This window comes from Pantoea sp. X-Soil-ISGK-355 (assembly GCF_059730805.1).
The window spans coordinates 542,605-558,685 of the sequence record NZ_AP035971.1 but is presented as its reverse complement, the minus strand read 5'-3'; the positions used below and the strand labels follow the sequence as shown (position 1 = coordinate 558,685).

General features: G+C 56.7%; 14 protein-coding genes. 8 read left to right on the top strand and 6 right to left on the bottom strand.

Annotated elements, in window-relative coordinates; translation table 11 throughout:
- Nucleotides 1-187: 187 nt before the first annotated feature.
- The 4 genes from pepA (at nucleotide 188) to AC6I8J_RS02440 (ending at nucleotide 5,673) form a co-directional block, all read left to right on the top strand.
- A complete protein-coding gene (gene pepA, locus AC6I8J_RS02455) occupies nucleotides 188-1,699 on the top strand; it encodes a leucyl aminopeptidase (protein WP_009092357.1) in 1,512 nt (503 codons plus the stop codon).
- A gap of 65 nt (nucleotides 1,700-1,764) precedes the next feature.
- Complete coding sequence (locus tag AC6I8J_RS02450; RefSeq protein WP_161731900.1) at nucleotides 1,765-2,223, top strand: DNA polymerase III subunit chi; 459 nt, start codon at nucleotides 1,765-1,767, stop codon at nucleotides 2,221-2,223.
- A 5-nt stretch (nucleotides 2,224-2,228) separates the two neighbouring features.
- On the top strand, nucleotides 2,229-5,084 hold the full coding sequence (locus tag AC6I8J_RS02445) for a valine--tRNA ligase (RefSeq protein WP_161731898.1): 2,856 nt from the start codon (nucleotides 2,229-2,231) through the stop codon (nucleotides 5,082-5,084).
- A 79-nt stretch (nucleotides 5,085-5,163) separates the two neighbouring features.
- Entirely contained in the window at nucleotides 5,164-5,673 is a 510-nt protein-coding gene (locus tag AC6I8J_RS02440) for a GNAT family N-acetyltransferase (protein ID WP_374206938.1), read from the top strand.
- On the opposite strand, the gene AC6I8J_RS02435 is transcribed toward AC6I8J_RS02440, so the two are convergent.
- The 4 genes from AC6I8J_RS02435 to rraB form a co-directional block, all read right to left on the bottom strand.
- A complete protein-coding gene (locus tag AC6I8J_RS02435; RefSeq protein WP_497825047.1) occupies nucleotides 5,668-6,456 on the bottom strand; it encodes a histidine phosphatase family protein in 789 nt (262 codons plus the stop codon). The genes AC6I8J_RS02440 and AC6I8J_RS02435 overlap by 6 nt on opposite strands.
- A gap of 14 nt (nucleotides 6,457-6,470) precedes the next feature.
- A complete protein-coding gene (locus AC6I8J_RS02430) occupies nucleotides 6,471-7,838 on the bottom strand; it encodes an OprD family porin (protein ID WP_497825046.1) in 1,368 nt (455 codons plus the stop codon).
- Nucleotides 7,839-8,162: 324 nt separating this feature from the next.
- Entirely contained in the window at nucleotides 8,163-8,924 is a 762-nt protein-coding gene (gene miaE / locus AC6I8J_RS02425) for a tRNA isopentenyl-2-thiomethyl-A-37 hydroxylase MiaE (RefSeq protein ID WP_161731892.1), read from the bottom strand.
- A gap of 56 nt (nucleotides 8,925-8,980) precedes the next feature.
- Entirely contained in the window at nucleotides 8,981-9,403 is a 423-nt protein-coding gene (gene rraB / locus AC6I8J_RS02420) for a ribonuclease E inhibitor RraB (protein ID WP_013359940.1), read from the bottom strand.
- A gap of 160 nt (nucleotides 9,404-9,563) precedes the next feature.
- On the opposite strand from rraB, the gene argF reads away from it, so the two are divergent.
- From argF to ridA, 4 genes are all read left to right on the top strand, one after another.
- On the top strand, nucleotides 9,564-10,571 hold the full coding sequence (gene argF / locus AC6I8J_RS02415) for an ornithine carbamoyltransferase (protein WP_497825045.1): 1,008 nt from the start codon (nucleotides 9,564-9,566) through the stop codon (nucleotides 10,569-10,571).
- 235 nt (nucleotides 10,572-10,806) lie between these two features.
- Nucleotides 10,807-11,742 carry an aspartate carbamoyltransferase gene (pyrB, locus tag AC6I8J_RS02410; protein WP_222924667.1) on the top strand — a complete coding sequence of 312 codons (936 nt, stop codon included), beginning with the start codon at nucleotides 10,807-10,809 and terminating at the stop codon, nucleotides 11,740-11,742.
- Between the two features lie 11 nt (nucleotides 11,743-11,753).
- The gene (gene pyrI, locus AC6I8J_RS02405) at nucleotides 11,754-12,218 is read left to right on the top strand and encodes an aspartate carbamoyltransferase regulatory subunit (protein ID WP_161731886.1); all 465 of its coding nucleotides are present in this window, start codon (nucleotides 11,754-11,756) and stop codon (nucleotides 12,216-12,218) included.
- 72 nt (nucleotides 12,219-12,290) lie between these two features.
- Complete coding sequence (gene ridA / locus AC6I8J_RS02400) at nucleotides 12,291-12,677, top strand: 2-iminobutanoate/2-iminopropanoate deaminase (RefSeq protein WP_161731940.1); 387 nt, start codon at nucleotides 12,291-12,293, stop codon at nucleotides 12,675-12,677.
- A gap of 49 nt (nucleotides 12,678-12,726) precedes the next feature.
- On the opposite strand, the gene lplT is transcribed toward ridA, so the two are convergent.
- Both lplT and aas read right to left on the bottom strand, forming a co-directional pair.
- A complete protein-coding gene (gene lplT / locus AC6I8J_RS02395; RefSeq protein ID WP_161731884.1) occupies nucleotides 12,727-13,917 on the bottom strand; it encodes a lysophospholipid transporter LplT in 1,191 nt (396 codons plus the stop codon).
- Nucleotides 13,914-16,064 (bottom strand): bifunctional acyl-ACP--phospholipid O-acyltransferase/long-chain-fatty-acid--ACP ligase, encoded by a 2,151-nt coding sequence (gene aas, locus AC6I8J_RS02390; RefSeq protein ID WP_222924669.1) that lies wholly within the window; start codon nucleotides 16,062-16,064, stop codon nucleotides 13,914-13,916. Before aas ends, lplT begins: the two co-directional genes overlap by 4 nt.
- Between the last annotated feature and the right edge of the window lie 17 nt (nucleotides 16,065-16,081).

Sequence of the window (16,081 nt, the reverse complement as noted above, 5' to 3'; positions counted from 1 at the left end):
GGCCGTCGCCGTAGCTAAATTTGTATGAAAAACGCGTCCGGGTGGTGAAAAAACAACATCTTGTCACCCTGATTCATTATGACCTCCAGCGGCAGAATGTCATGCTGCGACGATGAATAAATGGGTCATGAGCGCGCTACATTCTAGCGGCAGCAGCGGCCGTTGTCTTTAAGATTCAGGAGAGTGCATGGAGTTCAGTGTAAAAAGCGGAAGCCCGGAAAAACAGCGCAGTGCCTGCATTGTCGTTGGCGTTTTCGAACCGCGTCGTCTGTCACCGATTGCCGAGCAGCTGGATAAAATCAGCGACGGCTACATCAGCGCCCTGCTGCGCCGTGGCGAGCTGGAAGGAAAAGTGGGCCAGACACTGCTGCTGCATCATGTGCCAAATATCCTGTCCGAGCGTATTCTGCTGATTGGCTGCGGTAAAGAGCGTGAGCTGGATGAACGCCAGTACAAGCAGGTCATTCAGAAAACCATCAACACGCTGAACGACACCGGCTCCATGGAAGCGGTCTGCTTCCTGACCGAACTGCATGTCAAAGGCCGCAATACCTACTGGAAAGTGCGTCAGGCCGTGGAGACCTCAAAAGAGGCGCTCTACAACTTTGATCAGCTGAAAAGCAACAAAGCAGAGCCGCGTCGTCCGCTGCGCAAACTGGTGTTTAACGTGCCGACCCGCCGTGAACTGACCAGCGGCGAACGCGCTATTCAGCATGGATTAGCGGTTGCTGCAGGCATGAAAGCCGCTAAAGATCTCGGCAATATGCCGCCAAACATCTGTAACGCTGCCTATCTGGCGTCGCAGGCGCGCCAGCTGGCCGACGCCTTCAGCAAAAATGTCACCACACGCGTGATCGGCGAACAGCAGATGAAAGAGCTGGGCATGAACGCCTATCTCGCTGTCGGGGCCGGTTCGCAGAACGAATCGCTGATGTCGGTGATTGAATACAAAGGCAATCCGGATGCTGAAGCGCGCCCGATTGTGCTGGTGGGTAAAGGGCTGACCTTTGACTCAGGCGGCATCTCTATCAAGCCTGCCGACAGCATGGACGAAATGAAATATGACATGTGCGGCGCGGCCGCCGTCTATGGCGTGATGCGGATGGTGGCCGAGCTGAATCTGCCGCTGAACGTGGTGGGTGTGCTGGCGGGCTGTGAAAACATGCCGGATGGCCGCTCGATGCGTCCGGGCGACGTGCTGACCACCATGTCTGGCCAGACGGTTGAAGTACTGAACACCGACGCCGAAGGCCGTCTGGTGCTGTGCGATGCGCTGACCTACGTGGAACGTTTCGACCCGGAAGTCGTCATTGACGTGGCAACGCTGACCGGAGCCTGCGTGATTGCGCTGGGACATCACATCAGCGGTTTGCTGTCGAATCACAACCCGCTGGCGCATGAGCTGATCAGCGCCTCGGAGCAGTCAGGCGACCGCGCCTGGCGTCTGCCGATGGCGGATGAGTTCCAGGAGCAGCTGGAGTCCAACTTTGCCGATATGGGCAACATCGGTGGCCGTCCTGGCGGCGCGATTACCGCTGCCTGCTTCCTGGCACGCTTTGCCCGCAAATATAACTGGGCGCACCTGGATATCGCCGGCACGGCCTGGCGCTCCGGCAAGGCTAAAGGCGCTACTGGACGTCCGGTGCCGATGCTGTCGCAGTTTCTGTTGAATCGGGCAGGATTGAACGGCGACGACTAAGCGCCCTCTTTTCTGACAGCAGGGGCGGATCTGATTCCGCCCTTGATCTTCTGATGAGCTAACCGATGAAAAACGCAACCTTCTACGTGCTGGAAACCGATGCCCCGAGCGATGGCCTGAGCGCCGTTGAAGCGCTGGTGTGCAATCTGGCGGAAACACGCTGGCGGGCCGGAAAGCGGGTGTTGATCGCCTGCGAAGATGAACAGCAGGCCATTCGTCTTGACGAAGCGCTGTGGCAACGACCGGCAAACGCCTTCGTGCCGCACAACCTGGCGGGTGAAGGCCCGCGCTACGGTGCGCCGGTCGAGCTGGCCTGGCCACAGCGTCGCGGCAGTTCACCGCGCGACCTGCTGATTAGCCTGCTGCCCCACTTCGCAGATTTTGCTACTGCTTTCCATGAAGTGATAGACTTCGTTCCTTACGAGGACGCTCTCAAACAACTGGCGCGCGACCGCTACAAAGCGTATCGCAGCGTTGGATTCCAATTGAATACGGCAGCGCCACCACAGCCGCAAACGACATAGCAGAAATGGAAAAGACATATAACCCGCAAGATATCGAGCAGCCGCTTTACGAGCATTGGGAAAAGCAGGGCTACTTCAAACCGAATGGCGATACCAGCCAGGAAAGCTTTTGCATCATGATCCCGCCGCCGAACGTCACCGGTAGCTTGCACATGGGTCACGCCTTCCAGCAAACCATCATGGACACCATGATCCGTTACCAGCGCATGCAGGGGAAAAATACCCTGTGGCAGGCCGGTACTGACCACGCGGGCATCGCCACGCAGATGGTGGTTGAGCGCAAAATTGCGGCTGAAGAGGGTAAAACGCGCCAGGACTATGGCCGCGATGCGTTTATCGAGAAAATCTGGCAGTGGAAAGCAGAGTCCGGCGGCACCATTACCCGCCAGATGCGCCGTCTGGGCAACTCCGTCGACTGGGAGCGCGAGCGCTTCACCATGGACGATGGCCTTTCCAACGCCGTGAAAGAGGTGTTTGTTCGCCTCTACAAAGAGAACCTGATCTACCGTGGCAAACGCCTGGTGAACTGGGATCCTAAGCTGCGCACTGCGATCTCCGATCTGGAAGTGGAAAACCGCGAGAGCAAAGGCTCCATGTGGCATATCCGCTATCCACTGGCTGACGGCGCAAAAACCGCCGACGGCAAAGATTATCTGGTGGTCGCCACCACCCGTCCGGAAACCCTGCTGGGTGATACCGGCGTCGCCGTTAACCCGGAAGATCCACGTTACAAAGATCTGATCGGCAAATTTGTGATGCTGCCGCTGGTTGGCCGCCTGATCCCTATCGTTGGCGACGAACATGCCGACATGGAAAAAGGCACCGGCTGCGTCAAGATCACCCCGGCGCATGACTTCAACGACTATGAAGTTGGCCGTCGTCATAAGCTTCCGATGATCAACATCCTGACCTTCGACGGTGATATCCGCGACCGTGCTCAGGTGTATGACACCAACGGCGAAGCCAGCGATGCCTGTTCCGATGAGATCCCGGCGGCTTTCCAGAACATGGAACGCTTCGCGGCGCGTAAAGCGATTGTTGCCGCTGTCGATGAACTCGGCCTGCTTGAAGAGATCAAACCTCACGATCTGACCGTGCCTTACGGCGACCGGGGTGGCGTGGTTATCGAACCGATGCTGACTGACCAGTGGTATGTGCGTACCGCACCGCTGGCGAAAGTCGCGGTTGAAGCCGTTGAGAATGGCGACATCCAGTTTGTACCGAAGCAGTACGAAAACATGTACTTCTCCTGGATGCGCGATATTCAGGACTGGTGTATCTCCCGTCAGCTCTGGTGGGGTCACCGCATCCCGGCGTGGTATGACGACAACGGTAACGTCTACGTCGGCCGCACCGAAGACGAAGTGCGCGCCGAGAATAACCTGGCCGCCGATGTGGCGCTGCGTCAGGATGATGACGTGCTGGATACCTGGTTCTCCTCAGGTCTGTGGACCTTCTCCACTCTGGGCTGGCCGGAAAACACCGAAGCGCTGCGTACTTTCCATCCGACCAGCGTGCTGGTCAGCGGCTTCGACATCATCTTCTTCTGGATTGCCCGCATGATCATGCTGACCATGCACTTCATCAAAGATGAAAACGGCAAACCGCAGGTGCCGTTCAAAACCGTCTATATGACCGGTCTGATCCGTGATGAAGAAGGTCAGAAGATGTCGAAATCCAAGGGTAACGTGATTGATCCGCTGGATATGGTCGACGGCATTTCGCTGGAAGCGCTGCTGGAAAAACGCACCGGCAATATGATGCAGCCACAGCTGGCTGAGAAGATTCGCAAACGTACCGAGAAGCAGTTCCCTGACGGCATCGAGCCATCAGGCACCGATGCACTGCGCTTTACCCTGGCGGCGCTGGCCTCTACCGGTCGCGACATCAACTGGGATATGAAGCGCCTGGAAGGCTATCGCAACTTCTGTAACAAGCTGTGGAACGCCAGCCGCTTTGTGCTGATGAACACCGAAGAGCAGGATTGCGGACAGAATGGCGGCGAAATGACGCTGTCGCTGGCGGATCGCTGGATCCTGACCGAGTTCAACAACACGGTGAAAGCGTACCGTGAAGCCCTGGATAGCTATCGTTTCGACATCGCGGCTAACCTGCTGTATGACTTCACCTGGAACCAGTTCTGCGACTGGTATCTGGAGCTGACCAAGCCGGTCATGAACAGCGGCAGTGAAGCTGAACTGCGTGGCACCCGTCATACGCTGGTTCACGTGCTGGAAGCGCTGCTGCGTCTGGCACACCCGATTATCCCATTTATCACTGAAACCATCTGGCAGCGCGTGAAGGGGCTGAAAAATATCAGCGACGACACCATCATGCTGCAGCCTTTCCCGCAGTACGATGCGGCGAAAGAAGATGCCGAAGCGAAAGCGGATATTGAGTGGATGAAGCAGGCGATCGTCGCGGTGCGTAATATCCGTGCCGAGATGAACATCGCGCTGAGCAAGCCGCTGGATGTGCTGCTGCGTGACTGCTCGCCTGCGGCGCTGCGTCGCGTTGAAGCTAACCGCAACTTCCTGTCGCGCCTGGCGCGTCTGGAAAGCCTGACCATTCTGCCTGCGGGCGAGAAAGGTCCGGTGTCGGTGACCAAACTGGTTGAAGGCGCAGAGCTGCTGATCCCGATGGCGGATCTGGTGGATAAAACCGCCGAGCTGGAGCGTCTGGCGAAAGAGCTGGTTAAGCTGGATGTGGAAATCGAAAAGATCGAGACCAAGCTGGCGAACGAAGGCTTTGTTTCGCGTGCCCCGGAAGCGGTGGTGGCGAAAGAGCGTGAACGCGTGGCAGACCTGCAACAATCAAAAGCAAAACTGATTGAACAGCAGGCGGTCATTGCGGCATTGTAAGCGTCGTAGCTGACAGCTTATTCATAAAGCCGGGCTTGCCCGGCTTTTTTATTGACCTCGTACAAATCCGGAAGAGATGATGACGACCAGTACCATCCCGCATTTTGACCTCCAGGTGCGGCCAATTACGGCCGCCGATAATCCGCATATCGCCCAGGTGATCCGTGATGTTTCCGCCGAGTTCGGCCTGACGGCTGACAAGGGCTACACCGTTTCCGATCCGCAGCTCGACCAGCTGTTTGAGCTCTACAGTGCCGAACAGAGCGCCTACTGGATTGTTGAGTATCAGGGCAAGGTGGTCGGCGGTGGCGGTGTTGCGCCGCTCGCCTGCAGCGCGCCCGATATCTGCGAACTGCAAAAGATGTACTTTCTGCCAGAGGTGCGCGGTCGGGGTCTGGCGCGCGAACTGGCATTGCGGGCGATGGAGCATGCGCGCAACCACGGCTTCCGGCGCTGCTATCTGGAAACCACCGCCAGCCTGACGCGGGCGATTAAACTGTATGAGTCGCTGGGCTTTGAGCACATCGACAGTGCAATGGGCTGCACCGGCCATGTCGACTGCGAAGTACGGATGCTGAAGACCTTATAAACCGCGCTCCACGTAACGCATATCGTTGATGGACTCGATTTTGAACTGCCCGTTATCGGTGTAGCGCAGCAGCGTCACGCTGGCATTCTTAAGCTGCTCCCGTAATGAAGTATCGCCCAGCGCCTGCAGCAGAGTGGTGATAGCCATACCGTGGCTGACCACCAGCACATTGCCTCCGCCCTGCTGCTGCGCCTGCTTCGCGATTGTGGTGATACTCTTCATCATGCGCTTAGCTACCTGCTGATAGGTTTCGGCCTGGCCGGAGGATTTAATACCTGCCAGCGATGGCGTGCCTGCGGCTTCCGCCTCATGAATCGCGTCGATCATCCCATCCATACGAATTTTACCGGCGCTAAACGCTTCCAGAAGTGCGGTATCAGAAGCATAGCCCGCCTGATGCGCGGCAGCGTTAATCAGATTTTTATTCAGATCGCCTTCATAAAGGCCAAATCCCACCTCGCGCAGCCCTTTCAGCTCTTTCAGCACAGGCGGGTGTTTCCAGTTCTTCATTACCAGCTGCGCGGTTTCTCTCGCCCGTCCCGAATCGCTGGACCAGGCCGCGACGAAGGGTAACGGCTGCAATCCCCTTCCCAGTTGCTCTGCAACAGCTGCACCGGAAGCCGTCAGCGGCGTATCGGCCCATCCCTGCGCGCGATGTACCGTATTAAACATGGTCTTTCCATGCCGGGTAACATAGAGCATCACATCTGCGGCCCAGGCGGAGCCGGCACTGCTGACGGAGATGACAGCTATTAACATGAGCGTTTTAAATTTTATCTTCATTTTTATTCTCCGGATCAAAAAAGATTGAATTTATATTGAACAACCACTTCAGCGGACAAACTGCGGGAACGCTGAGTTTTCCCCTGATTATTCAGATGCGGGGTCTCTTTACTGTTTTTATATGACCAGCCATAACCGGTCAGCGTGAATAGCGTCAGATTTTTGAAGGTGGGATGTTGATTACTGAATTGATTAATTAATGAAACCTCGCCGGTTCGCACAAGATTATTACGATAATGGAACTGGCCATAATTAAGCTGTATTCCGGTACTGATCCCCTTTGTAATTTCATACTGACTCAGAGAAACCAGTGCCAGCTCTCTATCGCGCATATAGTCTTTGCCCGCCGAAGTTAGTGACGTGAAACGTCCCCGGGTATTTTTAGTCAGGGGCCGGGCATAATATCCCACCGCCCTCTCCTTTGGAGCCGATGTCCAGCCAGCAGCCAGTCTCTGCGTCCAGGCGCCATGCTTCCAGGTCGTTTCCCCGACATAGTGCCACGCCTGTTTATCAAAGGTTCTCTTGCTGGCGGGCATCCTTCTATATTTCTCCAGCGCCTGGCTGCCATAGATTTGCGCGCCTAGTGACCAGTATGGCGAGAGGGTGTAGCCCGCCTCAATCACATGGCGGCGCTGATAGCGCTCAGCCTCGCCGAATGCGTAGGCAACCGCGTGACGTTCATCTTTGTAGCGCAGCGCAGCGGTGTAAATGGCGTCAATTTTTTGTCTGGCCTGGGTTTGCAACGCCAGCGTTTTTCCTGAATCATGCCGTATGGTTTTGTTAACGAAAGCAAGATCCAGCCGGGCATTCTGCCACGTCAGTGCTCCGCTATAGCCAGCATAGCTGTTGCGCGACAGGCGATCCGTGGTCGTCAGCACGCCGATATTTTTCAGTTCCTGCCAGCCTGCCTTTCCATCGAACCGTAGCCTGCGATTGCCGAGCTTTAGCTTAAGATAGCGCTGACTGAACTTGCTAAAGCCGTGGGCATCCCGCTTCTCCATGTTACCACCGCTGTCATAGAGCAGACCGCGCGTGGAGAAGTAGTCGCTTGACCCCAGGCGTACGGCGCGGGTATAAGTCGTATCAAATCCAAGCAGGTCCCACTGATAACCGGAACGAAAATCGACTGTCGCGGCCTGGCCCCAGGCATTGTGAACCGCGGTGGGCTGTGCTTCGTCCTCCTTGAGATACTTCCAATGGTTGCGCAGTTTGAAATCGAGCGCCGCGTCACCCCATAATTTATTCTGCGCGGAGGGGGCGTGAATGTCAGACGCCTTAACACTCCCCCCCAAAAAAAGCAGCAATAGTGAAAAAAATAAATGAAAATAGTATTTTTCTTTCATTTTTAAATCCTTCCCCTGGCGATAGTAAAAATCCGTCACGCCATGACAATAAGGGTGACCCGGTTCCGTTAACCCATAAAAAAACCCGACTCGCTGCCCTCTGTTAAAAAGGGTAGCGAGTCGGGTTTTGCTTAAAAAAATAACAATCCCGCACTGACTCCGGGACTATATTTATTTAACTTCAGAAAGTCAGCGTAAAAAAACCGTTATGTGATAGGTGGCACAAAATATCTTTGTACGTCAGTGTTACTTAAATTAAAGCGTTACACAGCACATTATATGAGACCACGCTGCACGGAAGAGAAATAAACGCGGTCAGGCATCCGGAAAAAGAGACACCCTGGCCAGGGCGTCCTCAGGGGTTTACCACGCAGGTACGCCGCTGTGAAAACGCAACTCCGTGTCCGGCTCGCTAATCAGCTTTGCTTCGACCCGGCCAATCGCCTGCACCCGCGGCGCAATATCCTTACCGGCAATCTGCGCCGCCAGCGTTAAATAGTCCTGATAATGCCGCGCCTCTGAGCGCAGCAGCGAAATATAGAACTTCGCCAGTTCATCATCAAGATACGGCGCCAGACTGGCGAAACGCTCGCAGGATCGCGCCTCAATGTAAGCACCACAAATCAGCTTATCCACCAGCGTCTCCGGCTCATGGGTGGTCACTTCGCGCAACAGCGATTTAGCATAGCGGCTGGAGGTGATCTTCTGATAGACCAGCCCGCGCGACTGCATAATTTCCCAGACCTGATAGAAGTGATGCAGCTCCTCTTTAATCAGTAGCACCATCTTCTCCACCAGCTCATCCGCCCACGGCAGCGCATTGCGCACAATGATGCGTTTCGTCAGGTTCTTATGGGCGTTGATAAAGTCGCTGTCGCCATCTTCCCGGAAGATAAAATCTTCATAGGGTTTCAGCCACGCCAGAATAGCGTCGCCGCTGGGTTTGTCGGCCACATATTTGCGGATCAGCCACACCGCAGTCTGGGCGGCTTTCAGCTCACACACCAGATGGTCGGTTAACAGCAGGGTCAGGTTTTCCGGCTTGCGCGCCTCATCAATCCAGGCCTGTGGCGTGCGGCAGTGCAGAAACTGATAGATCGGTTCGAGTAAGGGTGCGTAATTCATGATGTCAGAAAAGGGGTGGCAGAAGTGACAGGCGGAGAACTCTCCGCCCCGGCTACTTAGTGGCGAATACCATCATCATCTTCATCTTCGATGGCGTCGTCATCTTCGTCTTCATCTTCAGCATCAGGGTCTTCAAAATAGGTGCCCCAGCCGTCGTAGTCGACGTTGTACTTACCAATCAGGTTCACCAGCTGCTCAACCTGCACATCGATCAGTTCAGGCTTCAGCGCAGATTCGCTGATGATGTCGACGCACATCACGGTGGTGCCATCTTCCAGCTCCAGCTCTTCCGGCTCGGTCACTTCATAACCCAGCTTGAACGCATCAACGGCCGCTTTTTCCAGCGAATCAAAATTATTGCATGAGAGATGATGCTCGATGGTATAGAGCGCATCAGGATCGCTGCCATCCTCCAGCAGCTCTTCGATAATCTGCCGCGTCTCTTCCTGCTGCTCTTCCAGTAATGCTTCATATGCCATGACAATGTCCTCTCTGAGTTCGGCAATAATCAATTATTTTCCCACACTGCCTGTCGCGCCACTACACAAAACGAAAAGTTTATTAGCTCCAGACTTGAAAATGAATATTCATACGGTTAAATTGAATTTTAATTCATTTTAATGATTACCGGAGTGTTGTATGAGTCAGCTGTATCAGCGCCATTTCCTCAGGCTTCTGGATTTTACTCCCGCCGAAATTGATCACCTGCTTTCCCTGTCCGCTGAGTTGAAACAGGCGAAAAAAAGCGCCAGCGAAGTGCAGTATCTGAAAGGCAAAAACATCGCGCTCATCTTCGAAAAAGACTCGACCCGTACCCGATGCTCTTTCGAAGTTGCCGCTTACGATCAGGGTGCAAACGTGACTTATCTTGGCCCGAGTGGCAGTCAGATCGGCCATAAAGAGTCAATGCGCGACACCGCGCGGGTGCTGGGCCGCATGTACGATGGCATTCAGTATCGCGGTTACGGTCAGGAGCTGGTGGAGACGCTGGCAGAACACGCCGGTGTGCCGGTGTGGAACGGTCTGACCACCGAGTTTCACCCAACCCAGCTGCTGGCTGACCTGCTGACCATGCAGGAACATCTGCCAGGCAAAAAACTCAGCGAAATGACACTGGTTTATGTGGGCGATGCGCGCAACAACATGGGTAACACCATGCTGGAAGCCGCCGCACAGGTCGGTCTGGATCTGCGTCTGGTGGCACCGAAGAGCTGCTGGCCAGAGGACGAACTGGTGGCGCAGTGCCGGAAAGCCGCACAGCAGACCGGTGGGAAAATTATCCTCACCGACAATATTGCCGACGGTGTGAAAGGCGCTGACTTTATCTACACCGATGTCTGGGTGTCGATGGGCGAAGCCAAAGCGGTGTGGGCCGAGCGTATTGCGCTGCTGCGTGACTATCAGGTTAACCGGGCGATGCTCGATCTGACCGGCAACCCGCAGGTTAAATTCCTGCACTGTCTGCCCGCCTTCCACGACGATCAGACCACGCTGGGCCAGCAGATGGCGGAACAGTACGATCTGCCCAACGGCATGGAAGTGAGCAACGAGGTGTTCGAATCACCACACAGCATTGTGTTCGACCAGGCTGAGAACCGGATGCACACGATTAAAGCGGTAATGGTGGCCACGCTGGGCCAGCGCTGACCGATCCACTCCAGAGGCGCAAACGTTTTCCTCTTGCTGACCCACCGCGAACGGGTATAATGCGGCCCAATTTGCCGGAGGAAATATGCGACAGCACAGCGGACAATTTGACGCTCAATCACGCCTGACCGCAGGCGGCGCTGCTGTTTCTTTCGGTCATCGACCCGATCTTAAAAAAGCCCCTTAAGCAGGGGCTTTTTTTTGTCCGCAATCCGGCCGCGCAGAGGAGAGAGCTATGGCTAACCCGCTATATCGCAAGCACATTATTTCAATCAACGACCTCAGTCGTGAAGAGCTGGAACTGGCACTGGACACCGCCGCAAAGCTTAAAGCCCATCCGCAGCCGGAACTGCTGAAGCACAAGGTGATCGCCAGCTGCTTCTTTGAGGCGTCGACCCGTACCCGCCTGTCGTTTGAAACCGCCATTCATCGCCTCGGCGCGTCAGCGGTGGGCTTTGCCGACGGCAGTAATACGTCGCTGGGCAAGAAAGGCGAAACGCTGGCCGACACTATTTCAGTAATCAGTACCTACGTTGATGCGATCGTGATGCGTCATCCGCAGGAGGGCGCGGCGCGACTGGCGACCGAATTCTCCGGCGGCATCCCGATTCTCAACGCCGGTGACGGCGCGAACCAGCATCCGACCCAGACGCTGCTCGATCTCTTCACCATTCAGGAGACGCAGAGCCGTCTTAATCAGCTGAATGTGGCGATGGTCGGCGACCTGAAATATGGCCGTACCGTCCACTCCCTGACGCAGGCACTGGCAAAGTTTGACGGCAACCGCTTCTTCTTCATCGCGCCCGATGCGCTGGCGATGCCAGCCTATATCACCGATATGCTGGATGAGAAGAACATCGCCTGGTCACGGCATGACAGCTTTGAAGAGGTGATGCCGCAGCTTGATATCCTTTACATGACGCGGGTGCAGAAAGAGCGGCTCGACCCGTCCGAATATGCCAACGTCAAAGCACAGTTCATTCTGCGCGCTGCCGACCTCAGCACAGCGCGCGACAATATGAAGGTGCTGCACCCGCTGCCACGCATCGATGAAATCACCACCGATGTCGATAAAACCCCGTATGCCTGGTATTTCCAGCAGGCGGGTAATGGCATCTATGCGCGCCAGGCTCTGCTGGCACTGGTTTTAAACAGCGAACTCGCCCTGTAAGGAGACCCCCCATGACGCAGGACAACAAATTGCAGGTCGAAGCGATCAAGCGCGGCACGGTCATCGACCATATTCCGGCGCAGATCGGCTTTAAACTGCTCTCCCTGTTCCGGCTGACCGAAACCGATCAGCGCATTACCATCGGTCTGAATCTGCCGTCGGGCGAGATGGGCCGCAAAGATCTGATCAAGATTGAGAACACCTTTCTCACCGACGATCAGGTGAATCAGCTGGCGGTCTATGCGCCGCACGCCACGGTTAACCGCATCGACGACTACGAAGTGGTGGCGAAGATCGCCCCGACGCTGCCGGATCACGTTGAACGGGTGCTGACCTGCCCGAACAGCAACTGCATCAGCCGCAGCGAGCCGGTCTTCTCCAGCTTTGCCGTGAAGCAGCGCGCCGACGATGTGTATCTGAAGTGCAAATATTGCGAGAAAGAGTTCGCCCGCCATGTGGTGCTGGGTCACTGGTAATCGCCCTGCCCGACCTTATAATGGGCAATACCGGCGGCATCGCCGCCTGACGACATAATCAAAGGAGCCATGATGTCTCGTGAAATCAGTACTGAAAAAGCCCCTGCCGCTATCGGTCCCTATGTTCAGGGTGTCGATCTGGGCAGCATGATCATTACCTCTGGCCAGATCCCGGTGGATCCGGCGACCGGCCAGGTGGCAGATGACATTGCCGCACAGGCACGTCAGTCACTGGAAAATGTGAAGGCGATTGTTGAAGCCGCGGGTCTGAAGGTGGGTGACATCGTGAAGACCACGGTGTTCGTGAAGGACCTGAATGATTTCGCCACGGTCAACGCGACGTATGAAGCGTTTTTCACCGAGCATGAGGCTCACTTCCCGGCGCGTTCCTGTGTCGAGGTGGCGCGTCTGCCAAAAGATGTGAAGATCGAAATCGAAGCGATTGCCGTCCGTCGCTAAGCCTCACGCCGCCTCTGCCCGCGTAAGCCGGAGAGAGGCGGCGAATTCGTTACCGCTTAGCCGGTCGCCACAGCCACAGCACCGTAATCGCCAGCGCAAACAGCACGCCAAAACCGACGCCCGTCGCCACCGCAGGTGCACCCGCTTTTATCGCCAGCGTATAGAGCCCCAGCATGATCAGCATGGCGCTGTTCTCACCCAGGTTCTGAACCGCAATCGCATTGCCTGACCCGACGCTCTCTTTGCCGCGCGCCTGCAGCAGCGCATTCAGGGGGACCACAAAGAAACCGCCCAGCGCACCAATCAGCATCAGCACTAAATAAGCATTCATCAGGGAGTGCTGCAGCGCGAAGACCACCACCATCACGCCAATCAGCACACCGGCCGGCATGCAGCGACGCACGGTCTCCAGCGTGACCAGCTTCGCCGCCGCTGCCGCGCCAATCACAATGCCGATCGCCACCATGGCATTCAGGGTGGTTGGCGTGGTGTTGTCATTGATGCCCAGCGCCACCGGCACCCAGAGCACCAGCAGGAAACGCAGCGTCACGCCAGCGCCCCAGAACAGACTGGTGCCGAGCAGCGAGAAGCGCGTCTCTGCGTCACGCCACAGCAGCGCAGCGGCACTGAAGAAACTGCGCGTCATCACGCCGAACTGCCAGCTCTGCCCCGGACGTGCCGCCTGCAGTTTCGGGATAAACAGGTTCGCGACTACGGCGATGCCGTAAGTCAGTGCACAGATCCCCAGCGCCGCCAGAATATGCCAGTCAGCCAGCATCCCGCCCGCCACCGAGCCAAGCAGAATGGCGGCGATGGTCGAGGCCTCCATCAGCCCGTTGGCTTTCACCAGCTTCTCGCCGTGGGTGATCTCACCGAGGATGCCATATTTGGCCGGCGAGTAGGCCGCTGCGCCCGCGCCCACCAGGGTGTAGCCGACAAAGGGATTGAAGCCGAAGCAGATCACCAGCGCGCCCAGCAGCTTAAGGCTGTTGGCGAGCATCATCACCCGCCCTTTCGCCATGCTGTCCGCCACCTGACCGACAAACGGCGCCAGCAGAATGTAGGCTGCGACAAACAGCATTTGTAATACCGGTTGGCTCCACTCGGGATAGAACTGACTTTTCAGCACAGCCAGCGTGGCAAACAGCAGCGCGTTATCGCCGAAGGCCGAAAAGAACTGGGCGATAATCACGGCGATCATGCCACGCGACATCAGCGGCGCATTACGATCAAGGCTCATGCCTGCTCCTCTTCCGCCATTTTTTTCAGGGTAACGTAGTCGGGTTTACCGCTGCCCAGCTGCGGCAACTGCTTCATGACACGGATATCACGCGGCAGTGCCAGCTCTGGCGCACCCAGCTCGCGGGCGGCTTTCTGCAGCCTGTCGCGCGCCAGCTCCGCATCGGTGGTAAATAGCACCAGTGCCTCACCACGCTGACCATCCGGGCGCAGCGAGGCGGCGTGCTGTTTGTCCGGTGACGCTTTCAGAGCGATCTGCTCGACGATTTCCAGTGATACCATCTCACCGGCAATCTTCGCAAAGCGTTTGGCACGACCCTGAATCTGGCAAAAACCGCCTTCATCGAAGCTGACGATATCACCGGTGTCGTACCAGCCCGCTTCCATGTTGCCTTCGCCATCGTCAGCGACCGGTGCTTCCAGCACGCCAGGATTTTCGACCCGCAGATAGCCTTTCATCACGTTCGGCCCGCGCAGTTGCAGACGTCCGCCGTGCTCAATGCCTGGCACCGACATCAGTCGTGAATCCATGCCCGGCAGAATGCGTCCCACGGTGTGCGTCTTCGCCGCCATCGGCACGTTAATCGCCACGACCGGCGCGCACTCGGTGACGCCGTAGCCTTCAAGGATACGAATGCCATACTTCTCAATGTAGAGCTGACGCGTGTTCTCCTGCAGCTTTTCCGCACCCGCTACCACATAGCGCAGGCGGGCAAAATCATAGGGTGCGGCAAAGCGCGCGTAGTTACCCAGGAAGGTTGAGGTGCCAAACAGCACGGTGCAGTTACGGTCATAGACCAGCTCTGGCACGATGCGATAGTGCAGCGGGCTGGGATAGAGGAACACCTGGGCGCCGGTCATCAGCGGCGTGAACAGCCCGACGGTGAGACCAAACGCATGAAACAGTGGCAGCGCAGACATAAAGCGGTCGCGCGGCGTGAAGTCGGCGATGGTGCGGATCTGCTCGACGTTCGCCAGCAGGCTTTTATGCGAATGCACCACGCCCTTAGGGTTGCCTTCAGAGCCGGAGGTAAACAGCACCATGGCGGCGTCTTCCGGCTGCTGAGGCAACTGGGCGCGATGCGGCATCAGCAGATGCGCGAGGATCCATAGCTTGTCTTTGCCGGTGACGGTATCTTTCAGATCTTCCAGGTAGATCCACTGCACATCGTCCAGCCCCTGCGGCAGATGCCACAGGTTGCCTTTTTCCAGGAACTGCCGCGACGTGAAGACGGTTTTGATCTGTGCGGCGGTCAGTGCCGCCCGCATGCCATTAACGCCCGCACTGTAGTTGAGCATGGCCGGAACGCGCCCGCGCAGGGTGGCCCCGAAAATCGCTGCCGCTGTCACGGTGGTATTCGGCAGCAGCAGCCCCACCACTTCTCGCGGCTGGCTGTAGCGTTCAAGAATACGGCCCACGCCCAGCGACTTTTTCAGCAGTCCGGTGTAGCTGTCAGGCTTGAAATTGACATCTTCGATGCAGCGCTTAAACGCGCCATAACGGGTACGCGCCGCCAGAAACGCCTCAAACAGGGTTTCACGCGGACGCACCGCCATGCGCGCTTCCATCATCACGTGATGCAGATGCTCACCGGCCAGCACGCGACGGTCGCGCGCCCGTTTCGCCTCCGGCATCGGAATGCGGGTCGCGGGCAGCACGGTCAGGGTGATGCGCGGGAACAGGCGACGTTTAAACACGCCAGCCAGACGACCAAACGGCGTGTATTCTGCGCCTTCAATGCGCATTGGCACCACATTCGCGCCTGAGCGCGCGGCGACAAAGCCGGCCCCGCTGTAGATTTTCATCAGCGAGCCGGTGACGGTAATGCGTCCTTCCGGGAAGATGACCACCGGACGGCCCGTATCAATCAGCCTTACCAGCTGCTTCAGCGCCATAGGCCGGGTCGGATCCAGCGGCACAAAGTCGATAAAGGGTTTAATCAGACGCATAAACCAGCTTTCGCTGATGGTCGAGTAGACGGCGAATACCGGTTTAATCGGTAAAAAGAGCGCCAGCAACATGCCGTCGAGAAACGACATATGGTTCGGCGTGATTAATACCTTCTGCTTATGCAGTTCGGCGACGTCGCCACGCAGTTCGACCCGCCATAACAGGCGAAATATCAAACGTAAAATTTTGAAAGCCATGCCGGTTCCTTAGCATC